Origin of the sequence: Stenotrophomonas sp. P2112 (assembly GCF_041897515.1) — a bacterium.
GTDB lineage: Bacteria > Pseudomonadota > Gammaproteobacteria > Xanthomonadales > Xanthomonadaceae > Stenotrophomonas > Stenotrophomonas sepilia.
Genome location: NZ_CP169216.1, coordinates 365,001 through 381,063, shown reverse-complemented (window position 1 = coordinate 381,063; position 16,063 = coordinate 365,001). Strand labels below are relative to the sequence as shown.

The following is a 16,063-nucleotide window of genomic DNA, read 5'->3' as shown; positions in this document are numbered from 1 at the left end:
CTGCCGCGGGAAACGTCTCGATGGTAGCCCCGCCCTCTCGCCGGTAGCAAGGGTGCATTCACACTTTTTCCGATGCTGCAACACAGCATGCGGTCGGCGGCACGAATGACGAATTCAGCACAAATCTCGCCAGGTTTGCTGAACACGCCGAATCCACCACCGTTAGTGGCTATCAGCCCTTCATGAAGGTGTCTGCGTGGCACTTCCGAAGGCCGCAAAAATGATTAAAATCGCCAAGTTTTCCACTGGCCGGACCGGCATGAACGCACCTTCCTCCTCCCCTGCCGCCCACGACGCCCCGCGTCCGGGCGCGCTGCTGTCGCCGGAACTGCCGGCGCCCCCCAACCCGTTCCGCCAGGCCATCACCGATGCCTGGTTGAAGGACGAGGCCAGCCACGTCCGCGAGCTGCTGGCGCAGGCGCGCCTGCCCGCCGAGGAACAGGCCAGGGTGCAGGCGCTGGCCGCCGACCTGGTCGGCCGCGTGCGCGTGCGTGCCAAGGACCAGGGCGCGATCGAAGCCTTCATGCGCCAGTACGACCTGGGCAGCGAAGAAGGCGTGCTGCTGATGTGCGTGGCCGAAGCGCTGCTGCGTATTCCGGACCAGGACACCGCCGACAAGCTGATCCGCGACAAGCTGGCCGATGCCGACTGGGAAAAGCACCTGGGCGGCAGCGACTCGGTGCTGGTCAATGCCTCCACCTGGGGCCTGATGCTGACCGGCAAGCTGGTGCAGATGAACGACGCCACGCGCGCCGATGCGCCCAGCGCATTCAAGCGCCTGGTCGGCCGCGTCGGTGAGCCGGTGGTGCGCCTGGCCGTGCGCCAGGCGATGAAGATCATGGGCCACCAGTTCGTCATGGGCCGCACCATCAGCGAAGCGCTGGCGCGCTCGCACAAGGGCGACAACGCCAGCTACCGCTACTCGTTCGACATGCTCGGCGAAGGCGCGCTGACCATGAAGGACGCGCTGCGCTACCTGGAAGACTACCGTCGTGCGATCCACGCCATCGGCGGCGATCACAAGGCCCGCGGTGGCCGTCCGGACGGCGACGTCAACAACGCGCCGGGCATCTCGATCAAGCTGTCGGCGCTGTACCCGCGCTACGAGCACGCCAAGCGCGAGCGCGTGCTGAAGGACCTGGTGCCGGGCGTGCTGGAACTGGCACAGCTGGCCAAGAGCTACGGCATCGGCTGCACCGTCGACGCCGAAGAGTCCGACCGCCTGGAACTGTCGCTGGACATCATCGAGCAGGTGTTCTCCGACGCCTCGCTGGCTGGCTGGGATGGCTTCGGTGTGGTCGTGCAGGCCTACCAGAAGCGCACGCCGTACACGATCGACCACCTGGCCGACATGGCACGCCGTGCCGGTCGCCGCCTGCAGGTGCGCCTGGTCAAGGGCGCCTACTGGGATGCCGAGATCAAGCGCGCGCAGATCGAAGGCTACCCGGGCTACCCGGTGTTCACCCGCAAGCAGAACACCGACGTGTCCTACCTGGCCTGCGCCAAGCGGCTGTTCACCCATGCGGACGCGATCTACCCGATGTTCGCCACGCACAACGCGCACACCATCGCGGCCGTGCGCAGCATCGCCAACGGCGGCGTGTACGAGCACCAGAAGCTGCACGGCATGGGCGACGACCTGTACGCCGAAGTGGTGCCGGCCGATCGCTTGAACCTGCCCTGCCGCGTGTACGCCCCGGTCGGTTCGCACGAAGACCTGCTGCCGTACCTGGTGCGCCGCCTGCTGGAAAACGGTGCCAACTCCAGCTTCGTCAACCGCATCACCGACGAGCGCGTGCCGATCGCCGACCTGATCCGCGATCCGGTCGAGATGGTCGCCTCGTTCGAATCGATTCCGCATCCCAAGATCCCGCTGCCGGTTGACCTGCTGCGCAGCCAGAACCACGACAGGAAGAACTCCATGGGCGCCAACCTCGCCAACGACAACGAACTGCGCGCCCTGGCCGAGCAGCTCAACGCCGCCGTGAAGCCGTGGCAGGCCTCGCCGCTGGTACCGGGTGCCAACCCGGCCGGCGCCGCGCTGCCGGTGACCAACCCGGCCGACACCCGCGAAGTGGTCGGCCAGTGGCTGGCCGCCGATGCCGCCACCGTGCAGAAGGCCCTGGCCAACGCCGTGGCCGCACAACCGGCCTGGAACCGCACCCCGGCCGCCAGCCGCGCCGCCATCCTCGAACACGCCGCTGACCAGCTGGAAGCGCGCATGCCGGAGTTCATGGCGCTGTGCGTGAAGGAAGCCGGCAAGAGCCTGCCCGACAGCATCGCCGAAGTGCGCGAAGCCGTGGATTTCCTGCGCTACTACGCCAAGCAGGCGCGCGAGCAGTTCAGCCACGCCGAGAAGCTGCCCAGCCCGACCGGTGAATCCAACGAGCTGCAGCTGCACGGCCGCGGCGTGTTCGTCTGCATCAGCCCGTGGAACTTCCCGCTGGCGATCTTCCTGGGCCAGGTCGCCGCCGCACTGGCCGCCGGCAACAGCGTCATCGCCAAGCCGGCCGAGCAGACCAACCTGATCGGCTACTACGCGGTGAAGCTGCTGCACGATGCCGGCGTGCCGGCCGAGGTGGTGCAGTTCCTGCCGGGCGACGGCGCCACCGTGGGTGCGGCGCTGACCGCCGACCCGCGCGTGGCCGGCGTGGCCTTCACCGGCTCCACCGAGACCGCACGTGCGATCAACCGTGCGATGGCCGCGCGTGACGCCGCCATCGGCGTGCTGATCGCCGAGACCGGTGGCCAGAACGCCTTCATCGCCGACTCCTCGGCACTGCCGGAACAGCTGGTCAAGGACGCGATCGGTTCGGCCTTCACCTCCGCCGGCCAGCGTTGCTCGGCCGCGCGCGTGCTGTTCGTGCAGGACGACATCGCCGACAAGGTGATGACCATGCTGGCCGGTGCGATGAAGGAACTGAAGGTCGGCAACCCGGGCCTGCTGTCTACCGACGTCGGCCCGGTGATCGACGCCGACGCGCTGAAGATCCTGCAGGAACACGCCGAACGCATGGACCGCGAAGCGCGCCTGATCGCCGCCGCCGAGCTGTCCGCTGAAACCGCCAACGGCACCTTCTTCGCACCGCGCGCGTATGAACTGAAGGACCTGGGGCAGCTGCACAAGGAAGTCTTCGGTCCGGTCCTGCACGTGATCCGCTGGAAGGGCGACCAGCTCGACGCGGTGATCGACCAGATCAACGCCACTGGCTACGGCCTGACCCTGGGCGTGCATTCGCGCATCGACGAAACCGTTGACCGCATCAGCAACGGCGTCCACGTCGGCAATGTGTACGTCAACCGCAACCAGATCGGTGCAGTGGTCGGCGTGCAGCCGTTCGGTGGCCAGGGCCTGTCCGGCACCGGCCCGAAGGCCGGCGGCCCGCACTACCTGCTGCGCTTTGCCACCGAAAAGACGGTGACGGTGAACACCACCGCCGCCGGCGGCAACGCCTCGCTGCTGACCCTGGGCGACTGATCGTCAGCCTCATGCAGTGAACGAAAAACCCCGCGAAAGCGGGGTTTCTTGTGCTTTGCTTCCTGTAGAGCCGAGCCCACGCTCGGCTTTCCTGGCGCAGCCGAGCATGGACTCGGCGCTACAGAGGCAGGGCGACACTGAACCGGTTGTCCGCACGCTTAGCCAGCTCGCGCTGTATGCGCGCGATGCGCGTCTCCAGATCGCCTTCCAGCAGCACATGGTCGACGCCCCGCGCCTGCAGCTCGCGCACGTACCACGCATGCTGCTGCGCACGGAATGCTTCCCCCACCCGTGTGCCGTCCTGGTCGAACGGAATATCCGGCGCGCACAGGAACAGCAGGTCATATGGCCGCAATGCAGCCTGCCGCAGTGCCTCCGGCGCCGTACCAGACATCCAGCCGCTGTAGCCCAGCGTCACCAGCGGCGTGGTATCGCAGAACAGCCAGCGATGTGCCCGCCGCGCAGCCTCTTCTTCATGCTGCGGCTGGGTCATCGCGATACGAAGCAGATCGTCCGGCATCAGGTCGCCGCCCTGCTGCTCCCAGAGCGTGCGGCCATACTCCGGTACCCAGGCGGTCTGCAGGCGCTCGGCCATCACCCGCGCCAGCGTGGTCTTGCCACTGGACTCGCCACCAATGAAGGCCACGCGCTGCACGTATCCGGCGTACACCTCCGGTGCGAGACCATGGCGGTGCGCGTGCGGATCGGCGCGCAGCTGGGTGCCGCACGCCTGCCCGGCGTCCAATGCGCGTTCGAGCCGCTCATGGCGTACCGGCGCACCGAAGTGCGTGGCCAGCGCCTGCGCGAAGCCGTCGCCGTAGTCCTCACCGGTGTACACCGCCTGCACCGGCCCGCCGAACAGGCTCAGGCACAGCCAGGCGGTAAACTCGCGCTGCACGTGCTCGTTGTCGCTGTCGTGCGGCAGCGTGCGCACGGGCAAACCGTGCTGCGTGCACAATGCCGCCAGCCGCGCATCATCGAGCACCGCCACCGTCGCCTGCGGGAAGCGCGCTCGCAGCCAGCGCTCGCGACGCTCGGCGCTGTAGCCTGGGAAACCCGGCTGCGACCAGCCGATCACCAGCAGCTGCTGGCAGCGCGTGGCGGCGAAGTCGATCAGGCGTTCGTGACCGAGATGCAGCGGGCAGAACTTGCCCACCACCAGGCCGCGCTCGACACGCTCAGGCAGCGGCATCGGCCGCCCTGGCCTCGTCCCGCATCAGGTGCCGCCAATGGCGCAGGGCGACCAGCGCGTTTATCCAGAAACCGATGTAGAGGATCGAGGTCAGATGCAGGCCACGGCTGTAGTACAGCGGCACTGCCACGGTGTTCACCAGCAGCCACACCCACCACGATTCCAGCTTGCGCCGCATCATCAGGATCTGCGCGATCACGCTCAGCACCAGCACCGCCGAATCGATGTAAGGCGCATAGGCGTTGGTCAGTCGGGTCAGCATCCAGCCGTAGCCGAACGTGGCCACCACCGCCAGCGGCGCCAGCCAGGCCCATGCCCGCGGCCGCAGCGCAGTGATCGGCAGCGGCGCGCCATGGTCGCCGCGCAGCCACTGCCACCAGCCCAGCACGCTGATGGCGATGAAGAAGAACTGCAGCACCATGTCCGCATACAGGTGCGAGCGCTCGAACACGGCCGCAAACAATGCGCAGCCGACGATGCCCAGCCACCAGGTGTGCACGTTGTTGCGGCCGGCCAGCAGGATCGAGCCGGCGACGGCGATGTTGGCGGCCAGCTCCAGCTGGAAGCTCGGGTCGGACAGGTTCATCGCACCATTGTCGCGTAGATCCACGCCCTGCGTCGTCGGACCAGTAGATCCATGCCATGCGTGGATACCCTCCGCAAAAAGAAAGCCCCGCTTGCGCGGGGCTCTCCTCGTACTGCTTCAGGCAATCGCCCGAATCAGAACTTGTACTGCATCGACGCCGCCAGCACGTCGCCGCTCACCTTGTACTTGCCGGTCACGGTGTTGGCAGTGGCCGAGGTCGAGGTGATGTTCGGATCCTTGGTGAACAGGTGGGTGTAACCCACGCTGTATTCCATCTTGTCCGAAGCGGCGTAGGTCAGGCCCAGCGACAGCCACTTGCGGGTGGTGTCCGGCACGCGCACGTCGCGGTGGGCGTCGGTGGTCGGGGTCTGGTCGTAGGCCAGGCCGCCACGCAGGGTCAGCTTGTCGTTCACGCGGAAATCAGTACCGATCGACGCGAAGGTGGTGTCGCGGTAGTGGAACGGCAGCACGCTGTCCGGCTGGTTGGAGTCATAGTCGACCGTGACCTGGTCGAACTTGCTCCACGCCGTGCGCGTGACCTCGGCCATGATCTGCCACTGGTCGTTCACGCGGTGGGTGAAGCCCACGGTGGCGCTGGCCGGCAGGGTGATGGTGGCGCGGCCGTTGCTGTCGATGAAGGTACCCGGGGCAGCAGTGGCCAGGAAGGCGGCAGCGTTCTGCGGGATGGTGAAGTCGGCCTTGCCATCGGTGATCTTGTGCTCGACCTTCGAGCGGTAGCTGAAGGCGATGTTGGTGCCTTCCACCGGGGTGACCGTCATGCCCAGGGTGTAGCCGACCGACACTTCGTCGCCCTTGATGCGCAGGTAGCCATCGGCGGTGCCCGGCGAGAAGCCGAGCTGGGCGGCCTGGCGTGCAGCGGCCTGCGAGGCCGCCGCAGCCTGGGCCGCAGTGCCGCCGGCAGCCAGCACACGCGCCGCAGCGGTGCGCTGGGCCGTGGCGTTGATCGCGGTGCCGGTATCGACAGCGCTGGTCAGGTCGACGTTCAGGCGCTCGGCGAACACCGAAGCACCGAACGACAGGTACGGGTTGACGTCATAGGAGAACGCCACGCCCAGGTCGATGGCCTGCAGCTCGGTCTTGACGCCGTTGTAGCGGCCGACCCAGTCGCGGTCGTATTCGGTCTTGAAGCCGAACGGCACGGTCAGCGAAGCACCGAAGTGCATGTTGTCGTTCTCGCCGAACGGCACGTGGAAGTACGCGGCCGGAACCGGGGCGATCATGCCGGCGTCGCCGCCGTTGCCACCGGAAATCGGCGCGCCGTTGCCGTACTTGCCCTGGCCGCGGAACTTGGCGCCGAAGCTGATGGCACTGACGTCGCCCTGGACCAGGGTGCCGTCGAGCAGGCGCATGGAGGCCGGGTTGGTGGCGATGACCGAGGCGTCACCTTCGGTCGAGGTGGAGCCGGCGAACGCGCGGCCCAGGCCCTTGGCGCTGTTTTCCTTCAGCTGGAAGGCGGCAGCATTGGCATCGGCGGCGGCCAGCGCACCGGCAACGCCGACGGCCAGCAGGGTCAGTCGGGCAATGGTGGAAGCGGTTTGCATCGTAGTTCTCTCTCTCCGGTAAGCGGTGATGGTGCTCTGAGTGCGCCTGCGCCCGCCGGGTCCTGGGACCCATCGGAGCGCGCCGGATTCCCCTCCCGACATACGACGCCGTATGCGAGTATTACCCAGAGCTGTTAATGAAACAATAACAGCGCAGGCGGTTTTTTCGTCTCAAAAGCTGAACAGGACCGTCCCCACCGAAAGTGGCCGCACGCTAGGCTATTGGCATGTTCGTCTCGCTCCCGTCCCGCAAGAAGGCGGCCCTGCGCTGGGCCACGCCCGTGCTGTTCGCGTCATTGTGGCTGGCGTTCCTGTGGTCGATCTCGCGTCCGGACGATGCCCGCGGCAGCCTCTGGCTGGACTGGGGCGCGCTGTCCACCGGTCTGACCCACCCGCTGGACTGGTGGGCGACGCTGCAGGACGGCAGCGTGCTGCGGCTGTTCACCGCCCTGTTCCTGCACGCGGACTGGTCGCACCTGCTGGGCAACCTGGTGTTCCTGTTGATCTTCGGCCTGCCCGCCGAGCGGGTGCTGGGGCCGTGGCGGCTGCTGCTGCTGTTCCTGGTCGGCGGCGCAGTGTCGAACCTGGTCGCGATCTACACCATGGGCAGCCCGGACCAGATCATCATCGGCGCCAGCGGCGCGGTGTCGGCCCTGATCGGCGCCTATCTGGCCCTGTTCCCGGGCGCGCGGCTGGGCGTGGTGATCCCGCTCGGCCTGTTCCTGGAGTTCGTGCGCGCCCCGGCGTACCTGCTGATCGGCGTCTGGGCGGCGCTGCAAGTGGTGTTCGCCCACATCGGCCCGAGCTTCGGCATGGTGGCCTGGTGGGCGCACATCGGCGGCTTCGTGTTCGGCGTCGTGTACGGGGTCTATGTACGCGCCGCGATCGCGCGCCGCCTGCGCAAGCGGCACGGCTTCTGATCCAGGTAGAGCCGGCCGCTGGCCGGCTCCACGCTCAGCCGCTCGTTCGTAGACCAGGAATCAAGGCTTGGCCGGCACAGGAGCGGGCTTGGCTTCCGGCGTGCTGTCTGCCTTCGGTTCGACCTTCGCCTCCGGCTTGGCTTCGGGCTTCACCGCAGCGGCCTTCGCGGCCTTGGCGGCATCCGCCTTCGCGGCCTCGGCCTTCAACCGTGCGGCCACCGAACCGGGGTTCTTCAGCTCGGCCAGCGCGTCGTTGATCGGGCCGTCGCCCGGCAGCACCGCACCGGCGTGGTAGCCCTCGGTGCCTTCGTCGTCGCCGCGCAGATGGCCTGGCAGGGTGGCTTCGCTGTAATCGCTCAGGCTGGCCGGCAGGGCATCCTCCGCCGGGGTGGCGGCGGGCTTCAACTCCACATCCGGCACGATGCCGGTGGCCTGGATCGACTTGCCGCTGGGCGTGTAGTAGCGCGCGGTGGTCAGCTTCACCGAATCGCCGTTGTCCAGCGGCAGCACGGTCTGCACCGAGCCCTTGCCGAAGGTGCGGCTGCCCACTACGCGGGCGCGCTTGTTGTCGCGCAGCGCGCCTGCCAGCACTTCCGAGGCGCTGGCCGAACCGGCATCGGCCAGCACCACCACCGGTGCGCCCTTCAGCAGGTCGCCCGGGGTCGCGTCGAACCGGGCATCGCTGATGCTGATGCGGCCGCGGGTGCTGACGATGTTGCCCTTGTCAAGCAGATCGTCGGCCACCTGCACCGCAGCGGTCAGCAGGCCACCCGGGTTGCTGCGCAGATCCAGCACCAGGCCCTTGAGCTGGCCACCGGACTGCTTCTGCAGCTGCTGCACATGCTTCTGGAAATCCGAGCCGGTATCGGCCTGGAAGGTGCTCAGGCGGATATAGCCATAGCCCGGCTCGAGCAGGCGGCTGCGCACGCTGGTCACGCGGATGGTCTGGCGGGTCAGGCTGACATCGAACGGCTTCGGCTTGCCGTCACGCACGATGGTCAGCACCACCTTGCTGCCGGCCGGGCCGCGCAGCGGTTCACTCGCATCGATCGCGCTGATCGGCTTGCCGTCGATGGCGATGATCAAATCGCCGGCAAGGATGCCGGCCTTGGCTGCCGGCGTGTCGTCGATCGGCGCGATCACCTTCATGCTGGCGTTGTCCGGCTGCTGCTGCAGCTCCACGCCGATGCCCTCGTAGGCACCGTTGGCCTGCTCGTCGAAGGCCTGCGCGTCTTCCTTGTTGAAGTAGGTGCTGTGCGGATCAAGGTCGAGCAGCAGGCCACGCACGGCTGACTGCATCAGCTTCTTGTCATCGACCGGGTCGACATAGGCGGCGCGCACCGCGTTGTAGACGGCCACGAAACGGCGGATTTCCTCCAGCGGCACCTTCGAGGTCACCGCCTCCTCGCTGTTCGCTGCCTGCCCGCTGGTTTCCTGGCTCGGGGCGGGCGCGGTCTGCTGCGCCCAGGACAGCGCTGGCAACAGGGCCAGCAAGAGGGTGGCGGTACGGGCTGCGCGCATGGATCACTCCTGTCGACGGTGGCATGGTGCCCAAGGCACATGCACCGATTATGCGCGAAGCACAGCTAAATTCCCGTTGAATCCGGCCCGCATCCGGCGGGCCAGGATTCAGCGCCGCTGCAGCCAGCTGTCCGGGTTGACCGGTTGCCCGCCACGGCGCAGCTCGAAGTACAGCGCGGTGACGCCCTGGCCGCCGGAATTGCCGACCTTGGCCACCGCATCGCCGCGGCTGACCCGCGCGCCAGCATCCTTCAGCAGGGTGTCGTTATGCGCGTAAAGGCTCATGTAGCCGTTGCCGTGGTCGACGATCAGGATCATGCCGTAGCCGGTCATCCAGTCGGAGAACACCACGGTGCCATCGGCCACGGCCGTGACCGTGCTGCCGGCTGGCGCGCCGATCAGCACACCGCTGCTGGTGCGCCCATCGGGCAGCTTGCCGCCATAGCGGGCCAGCAGGTTGCCGGACAACGGCCACCCCAGGCCGCCGACCTTCGGCGCCGGTGCCGACGCCACCGCAGGTGGAACCTTGGTGGGCGGCGGTGGACGGCCCTGCGCGGCGGCCTGGCGTGCGGCGCGCTCGGCAGCGGCTTTCTCGGCGGCGGCCCGGCGTGCAGCGGCGCGCCGCTCGGCTTCGGCCCGCGCGGCAGCGGCACGCAGGTTGGCCAGCAGCGTTTCCAGTGCCTTGGCGTCCTGGCCCAGTGCCTGTTCCTTCTCACGCTGGTCCTTGAAGCGCTCTTCCAGCGAGGCAACGGTCTTTGCGCGATCGCGGCGGTCCGCTTCCAGGGCGGCTGCCTGCTGTTTCTGGTCCTGCTGCGTCCCCTGCAGCTTCTGCTTGCGCTCGGCGATCTGCGCCTGAAGCGCTTCCAGCTCCTTCAGGTCGGCGGTCAGCGTGGTGATCCGCTGCGCACGCTCGCGCTGCAGGTAGCGATGGTAGGCCAGGGCGCGGTTGGCATCGGCCACCGTGTCCTGCGACAGCAGCAGCTTCAGCGGTGCGTGGTTGCCCAGCTGATATGCCGCGCGCAACAGCCCGGCCAGTTCGCGGTGCTGCTGGGCCAGGTTGCCCTGCAGCGTGCTGCGGCGCTGCTCGGCTTCGGCAAGGGCGCGGCCCTGCTCGCGCAGCGCGGCTTCCGTCTGCGCAAGGGCACGGCCGGTGCGGGCTACCTTCTCGTCGGCCTCGCGCAGTTGTTGCGATGCCTGCCCGCGCTGGCCCTCGATCTGCCGTCGCTCCTGCGCCACGCCCTTCAATTCGGTTCGCAGTTTCTGCAGCTTGCGCTCGGTCTCGCGGGTGGTCTGCGCACCGCTGGGCAGCGGCAGGGCCAGCGCCAACGCCAGCCCCAGCAGCAGGCAGCGACCGCCGCGGGCAGCGGCGATGTGATGTCGGCGTGATGGGAAGGCGTTGTCGCGCAAGGGCTTTCCAGTGACTTCAGGCAGTTGCGGGGGTTACCGGGGAATGGTGACATCTCCGCACGCGGCCTGCCAGCCGCACATCCATCGAGGTCGCCATGAAAACTCTTTCCATTCCGCTGCTGTTGGGCGTACTGCTGGCCACCGGGCCGGTCTGTGCGCAGGAGAACATCAGCAAGGTCAACGGCAGCATCAGCGCCGAACCCGGTCAACGCTACGGCAAGCTCGACACCGTCAACGGCGGCATCCGCGTCGGCGAAGGCGTCGAGACCGGCAGCATCGACACCGTCAACGGCGGGGTGAAGGTCGCCGACCGCGCGCGCACCGGCAAGATCGAAACGGTCAACGGCGGTGTGCGCCTGGGTCGTGAAGTGATCGCCAGTGGCGGCGTCAGCACCGTCAACGGCAGCATCTTCACTGATCGCGGCAGCCAGATCGAAGGCGGCGTCGAGACCGTGAACGGCGGCATCGGCCTGGTCGAGAGCCGCGTCGGCAAGGACGTGGAGACCGTCAATGGTGACATCACCGTCGGTATCGGTTCGCAGGTCAACGGCGGTGTGCATGTGCGCAAGCCGAACTTCAGTGTCTCGCTGACCGCCAGCCGCAAGCCGCGCGTGATCATCGGCCCGAATGCGGTGGTCAACGGCCCCCTGCAGTTCGAGCGCGAAGTGGTGCTGTACGTGCATCGCTCCGCTCGCATCGGCCCGGTGACCGGCGCCGAGCCAATTCCGTTCGACACCGAAACCGCCCCGGCGGACTGAACCCGCCGGACCTGCCGGTTCGGTGATACTCACTGTTACCGGTCGCGCATCAGGTGCGGCCGCCCTTTGTTCTCCAGGAATCGACGATGCCCCGCAAACTCCTCCTGTGCCTGGCCGCCGCGGCCGCGCTCAGTGCCTGCAAAGGCGAAAACACGCCCGCCGCCGCGCCGGCCACCGACACCGCTGCGGCGAAGCCGGCCGCCCATTCGTTCTCCCCGGAGATCAATGCCGGCGACTTCGCCGAGATGGTCAAGACGCTGGCCTCGGATGAGTTCGAAGGCCGCGCCCCGGGCAGCAAGGGTGAAGAGCTGACGGTCAACTACATCCGCGACCAGATGCAGCGCATCGGCCTGCAGCCCGGCAACGGCGACAGCTGGTTCCAGGATGTGCCGATGACCGAGACCACGGCCGACGAATCGACCGTGCTGAAGATCACCCAGGGCGGCAAGACCACCGAGCTGAAGTTCGGCACCGACATGGTGGTGGGTACCCGCACCGGCCAGGCCGAGGTGAAGGTCGATGCCAGCGACCTGGTGTTCGTCGGCTACGGCGTCGATGCACCGGAGCAGAAGTGGAACGATTACGCCGGGCAGGACTGGAAGGGCAAGACGGTCGTCATGTTCGTCAACGACCCGGGCTTCCATGTCGACGACGAGAAGCTGTTCGACGGCAAGCGCATGACCTACTACGGGCGCTGGACCTACAAGTTCGAGGAGGCCGCGCGCAAGGGCGCCGCTGCTGCACTGATCGTGCACGACACCGCCGGCGCCTCCTACGGCTGGGACGTGGTGAAGAATTCCTGGGCTGGCCCGCAGTACGACCTGCCGGCCAAGGATGATCCGGAAGCGCGTATCCCGGTGCAGGGCTGGCTGAGCGCCGACGCGGCCAAGGCCCTGTTTGCCGGTGCCGGCCTGGACCTGGCGCAGGCCTACAAGGACGCCAGCAAGCGCGGCTTCAAGCCGGTGCCGCTGAAGGCCACCGCTGCGGTCGACCTGAAGAGCCAGATCGCACAGAAGCAGTCGCGCAACGTGGTGGGTGTGCTGCCGGGTAGCAAGCGCGCTGACGAGGCGGTGCTGTACATGGCGCACTGGGATCACCTGGGCAAGCATGAGGGCGAGACCGGCGACAACATCTACAACGGCGCCGTCGATAATGCGACCGGCGTCGCCGGCATTCTCGAAGTGGCCGAAGCCATGGCCCACCAGGACCCGAAGCCGGAGCGTTCGGTGGTGTTCCTGGCCGTGACCCTGGAAGAATCCGGCCTGCTGGGTTCGAAGTACTACGTCGCCCATCCGACCTTCCCGCTGGACAAGATCGCCGGCGTGATCAACATCGATGCGATGTCGGTGGCCGGCCGTGCCAAGGACGTGACCGTCACCGGCTTCGGCAGCTCGGAGCTGGAGGACATCCTCAAGCCGTTGGCCGCCGCCCAGGACCGTACGCTGCACGGTGAGACCTCGGTGCAAAGCGGCTTCTACTTCCGCTCGGATCACTTCAACTTCGCCAAGGCCGGTGTGCCGGCCCTGTACGCCGATGGCGGCGAGGACCTGCGCGAGGGTGGCGTGGAAGCGGGCCGCAAGGCCGCGGCGGACTACGGCGCCAACCGCTACCATGGCCCGAAGGACGAGTTCGACGCGGCCACCTGGAAACTGGACGGCACCGTTGAAGACCTGCAGCTGATGTACGGCGTGGGCAAGGAACTGGCCGGTGGTGATCGTTGGCCGAACTGGTATGCAGGCAACCCGTTCAAGGCGGCCCGCGACGCGATGATGAAGGACAAGGCTTCGGCCAAATAAAGTCGGGCCATGCTCGACTGAGCATTGTTGAGAGCAGAGCGGCGCCCCACTGGGGCGCCGCTTTTCTTTTGCATACCGTCGGCGGCAGATCCACGACTGGTGTGGATCTGCCGGTAGTGCCGGCCGCTGGCCGGCAATCGATTGGTAGCGGCCGACCTTGGTTGGCGCCATGCTTCCTCGCAGAGGGCATCCAGGCAGGGCGTGGATCTAGCGGGCGATGTAACGCCATCGGGTTGCCGGCCAGCGGCTGGTACTACCTGTATTACTGCGCGCAAAGAAAAACCCCGCTGCGCGAGCAGCGGGGTTTTGGGTGTAAACCCTGGCGATGACCTACTCTCGCATGGCTTGAGCCACACTACCATCGGCGCAGCTGCGTTTCACTTCCGAGTTCGGGATGGGATCGGGTGGTTCCACAGCGCTAATTTCACCAGGGAGACGGTTGCAGCAGCGCTTGCAGCGCCAGCTTCGCGATCTTGCCCTTGGGCGGAAGGTATCCAGAAAGGCAATGCCTTCACTTAATAAGGAAAACCCCGCTGCGTCAGCAGCGGGGTTTTGGGTATAAACCCTGGCGATGACCTACTCTCGCATGGCTTGAGCCACACTACCATCGGCGCAGCTGCGTTTCACTTCCGAGTTCGGGATGGGATCGGGTGGTTCCACAGCGCTAATTTCACCAGGGAGGCTTTTGGAGTGTCGCACTCGTCCCTGGGGACAAGGCGCCAGCCTCGCATAGTTCTTGTGACGTAGCGTGCACTTGGATGCTCTTACGACGCTGTCGTAAAGCCAAGGCAACTTGAGGTTATATGGTCAAGCCGCACGGATCATTAGTATCAGTTAGCTCAATACATTGCTGTACTTACACACCTGACCTATCAACCACGTAGTCTACATGGTTCCTTCAGGGGGCTTGTGCCCCGGGAGATCTCATCTTGAGGCGCGCTTCCCGCTTAGATGCTTTCAGCGGTTATCGCTTCCGAACATAGCTACCCGGCAATGCCACTGGCGTGACAACCGGAACACCAGAGGTTCGTCCACTCCGGTCCTCTCGTACTAGGAGCAGCCCCTCTCAAATCTCCAACGCCCATGGCAGATAGGGACCGAACTGTCTCACGACGTTCTGAACCCAGCTCGCGTACCACTTTAAATGGCGAACAGCCATACCCTTGGGACCGACTACAGCCCCAGGATGTGATGAGCCGACATCGAGGTGCCAAACACCGCCGTCGATATGAACTCTTGGGCGGTATCAGCCTGTTATCCCCGGAGTACCTTTTATCCGTTGAGCGATGGCCCTTCCATACAGAACCACCGGATCACTAAGTCCTAGTTTCCTACCTGCTTGATCCGTCGATCTTGCAGTCAAGCACGCTTATGCCTTTGCACACAGTGCGCGATGTCCGACCGCGCTGAGCGTACCTTCGAGCTCCTCCGTTACTCTTTAGGAGGAGACCGCCCCAGTCAAACTACCCACCATACACGGTCCCCGACCCAGATAATGGGCCCAGGTTAGAACGTCAAGCACGACAGGGTGGTATTTCAAGGATGGCTCCACCACAGCTAGCGCCATGGTTTCATAGCCTCCCACCTATCCTACACAGACGAACTCAACGTTCAGTGTAAAGCTATAGTAAAGGTTCACGGGGTCTTTCCGTCTTGCCACGGGAACGCTGCATCTTCACAGCGATTTCAATTTCACTGAGTCTCGGGTGGAGACAGCGCCGCTGTCGTTACGCCATTCGTGCAGGTCGGAACTTACCCGACAAGGAATTTCGCTACCTTAGGACCGTTATAGTTACGGCCGCCGTTTACTGGGGCTTCGATCAAGAGCTTCGCCTTGCGGCTGACCCCATCAATTAACCTTCCAGCACCGGGCAGGCGTCACACCCTATACGTCCACTTTCGTGTTTGCAGAGTGCTGTGTTTTTGATAAACAGTCGCAGCGGCCTGGTTACTGCGACCCTCTTCAGCTATAGCTCGCACGAGCCACCAAAAAGGGTGCACCTTCTCCCGAAGTTACGGTGCCATGTTGCCTAGTTCCTTCACCCGAGTTCTCTCAAGCGCCTGAGAATTCTCATCCTACCCACCTGTGTCGGTTTACGGTACGGTCTGCGTAAGCTGAAGCTTAGGAGCTTTTCCTGGAAGCGTGGTATCAGTGACTTTGCCATAAAGGCTCGTCTCGGTGCTCGGTCTTAAAGGATCCCGGATTTGCCAAAGATCCAAACCTACCGCCTTTCCCCAGGACAACCAACGCCTGGTACACCTAACCTTCTCCGTCCCTCCATCGCACTTACGCGAGGTGCAGGAATATTAACCTGCTTCCCATCGACTACGACTTTCGTCCTCGCCTTAGGGGCCGACTCACCCTGCGCCGATTAACGTTGCGCAAGGAAACCTTGGGCTTTCGGCGTGCGGGTTTTTCACCCGCATTATCGTTACTCATGTCAGCATTCGCACTTCCGATACCTCCAGCAGACTTCTCAATCCACCTTCAACGGCTTACGGAACGCTCCTCTACCGCGCATAACAAAGTTATGCACCCCAAGCTTCGGTTCTGTGCTTAGCCCCGTTAAATCTTCCCCGCAGACCGACTCGACCAGTGAGCTATTACGCTTTCTTTAAAGGGTGGCTGCTTCTAAGCCAACCTCCTGGCTGTCTGTGCCTTTCCACATGGTTTTCCACTTAGCACAAAATTTGGGACCTTAGCTGTGGGTCTGGGTTGTTTCCCTTTTCACGACGGACGTTAGCACCCGCCGTGTGTCTCCCATACAGTCCGTCTCGGTATTCGGAGTTTGCAATGGTTTGGTAAGTCGCGATGACCCCCTAGCCATAACAGTGCTCTACCC

At 65.4% G+C, this 16,063-nt stretch carries 9 protein-coding genes and 3 rRNA genes (1 of these 12 running past the window's edge); 4 read left to right on the top strand and 8 right to left on the bottom strand.

Annotated features, from left to right (window positions below; all coding sequences use genetic code 11):
• Nucleotides 1-259: 259 nt before the first annotated feature.
• A complete protein-coding gene (putA, locus tag ACEPA4_RS01780) occupies nucleotides 260-3,478 on the top strand; it encodes a bifunctional proline dehydrogenase/L-glutamate gamma-semialdehyde dehydrogenase PutA (protein WP_065186705.1) in 3,219 nt (1,072 codons plus the stop codon).
• A 118-nt stretch (nucleotides 3,479-3,596) separates the two neighbouring features.
• On the opposite strand, the gene ACEPA4_RS01775 is transcribed toward putA, so the two are convergent.
• The 3 genes from ACEPA4_RS01775 to ACEPA4_RS01765 form a co-directional block, all read right to left on the bottom strand.
• The gene (locus ACEPA4_RS01775) at nucleotides 3,597-4,670 is read right to left on the bottom strand and encodes an AAA family ATPase (protein WP_164093476.1); all 1,074 of its coding nucleotides are present in this window, start codon (nucleotides 4,668-4,670) and stop codon (nucleotides 3,597-3,599) included.
• A complete protein-coding gene (pnuC, locus tag ACEPA4_RS01770) occupies nucleotides 4,657-5,256 on the bottom strand; it encodes a nicotinamide riboside transporter PnuC (RefSeq protein WP_111173230.1) in 600 nt (199 codons plus the stop codon). Before pnuC ends, ACEPA4_RS01775 begins: the two co-directional genes overlap by 14 nt.
• Nucleotides 5,257-5,390: 134 nt before the next feature.
• Entirely contained in the window at nucleotides 5,391-6,818 is a 1,428-nt protein-coding gene (locus tag ACEPA4_RS01765) for an outer membrane protein transport protein (protein ID WP_053498726.1), read from the bottom strand.
• A gap of 227 nt (nucleotides 6,819-7,045) precedes the next feature.
• On the opposite strand from ACEPA4_RS01765, the gene ACEPA4_RS01760 reads away from it, so the two are divergent.
• A complete protein-coding gene (locus tag ACEPA4_RS01760) occupies nucleotides 7,046-7,738 on the top strand; it encodes a rhomboid family intramembrane serine protease (RefSeq protein ID WP_053498727.1) in 693 nt (230 codons plus the stop codon).
• Between the two features lie 60 nt (nucleotides 7,739-7,798).
• On the opposite strand, the gene ACEPA4_RS01755 is transcribed toward ACEPA4_RS01760, so the two are convergent.
• On the bottom strand, nucleotides 7,799-9,259 hold the full coding sequence (locus ACEPA4_RS01755; protein ID WP_072169013.1) for a S41 family peptidase: 1,461 nt from the start codon (nucleotides 9,257-9,259) through the stop codon (nucleotides 7,799-7,801).
• A gap of 108 nt (nucleotides 9,260-9,367) precedes the next feature.
• The gene (locus tag ACEPA4_RS01750) at nucleotides 9,368-10,666 is read right to left on the bottom strand and encodes a murein hydrolase activator EnvC (RefSeq protein WP_033834985.1); all 1,299 of its coding nucleotides are present in this window, start codon (nucleotides 10,664-10,666) and stop codon (nucleotides 9,368-9,370) included.
• Nucleotides 10,667-10,761: 95 nt separating this feature from the next.
• Here ACEPA4_RS01750 and ACEPA4_RS01745 point away from each other — a divergent pair, with 95 nt between their 5' ends.
• Nucleotides 10,762-11,424: a hypothetical protein gene (locus ACEPA4_RS01745; protein ID WP_005414989.1), complete on the top strand. Its 663-nt coding sequence runs from the start codon at nucleotides 10,762-10,764 to the stop codon at nucleotides 11,422-11,424.
• 86 nt (nucleotides 11,425-11,510) lie between these two features.
• Complete coding sequence (locus tag ACEPA4_RS01740) at nucleotides 11,511-13,220, top strand: M28 family metallopeptidase (RefSeq protein ID WP_065186708.1); 1,710 nt, start codon at nucleotides 11,511-11,513, stop codon at nucleotides 13,218-13,220.
• A gap of 317 nt (nucleotides 13,221-13,537) precedes the next feature.
• Here the strand turns inward: ACEPA4_RS01740 and rrf (ACEPA4_RS01735) are convergent.
• The 3 genes from rrf (ACEPA4_RS01735) to ACEPA4_RS01725 form a co-directional block, all read right to left on the bottom strand.
• Nucleotides 13,538-13,652: ribosomal RNA gene (gene rrf, locus ACEPA4_RS01735) — 5S ribosomal RNA — on the bottom strand.
• Nucleotides 13,653-13,783: 131 nt separating this feature from the next.
• Nucleotides 13,784-13,898 (bottom strand): 5S ribosomal RNA (rrf, locus tag ACEPA4_RS01730).
• 125 nt (nucleotides 13,899-14,023) lie between these two features.
• A 23S ribosomal RNA gene (locus ACEPA4_RS01725) occupies nucleotides 14,024-16,063 on the bottom strand (it continues 840 nt past the right edge of the window).

Bases quoted from the DNA above. Each gene is read 5' to 3' on its own strand.
- putA (WP_065186705.1), top strand. From the start codon at position 260: ATGAACGCACCTTCCTCCTCCCCTGCCGCCCACGACGCCCCGCGTCCG.
- ACEPA4_RS01775 (WP_164093476.1), bottom strand. From the start codon at position 4,670: ATGCCGCTGCCTGAGCGTGTCGAGCGCGGCCTGGTGGTGGGCAAGTTC.
- pnuC (WP_111173230.1), bottom strand. From the start codon at position 5,256: ATGAACCTGTCCGACCCGAGCTTCCAGCTGGAGCTGGCCGCCAACATC.
- ACEPA4_RS01765 (WP_053498726.1), bottom strand. From the start codon at position 6,818: ATGCAAACCGCTTCCACCATTGCCCGACTGACCCTGCTGGCCGTCGGC.
- ACEPA4_RS01760 (WP_053498727.1), top strand. From the start codon at position 7,046: ATGTTCGTCTCGCTCCCGTCCCGCAAGAAGGCGGCCCTGCGCTGGGCC.
- ACEPA4_RS01755 (WP_072169013.1), bottom strand. From the start codon at position 9,259: ATGCGCGCAGCCCGTACCGCCACCCTCTTGCTGGCCCTGTTGCCAGCG.
- ACEPA4_RS01745 (WP_005414989.1), top strand. From the start codon at position 10,762: ATGAAAACTCTTTCCATTCCGCTGCTGTTGGGCGTACTGCTGGCCACC.
- ACEPA4_RS01740 (WP_065186708.1), top strand. From the start codon at position 11,511: ATGCCCCGCAAACTCCTCCTGTGCCTGGCCGCCGCGGCCGCGCTCAGT.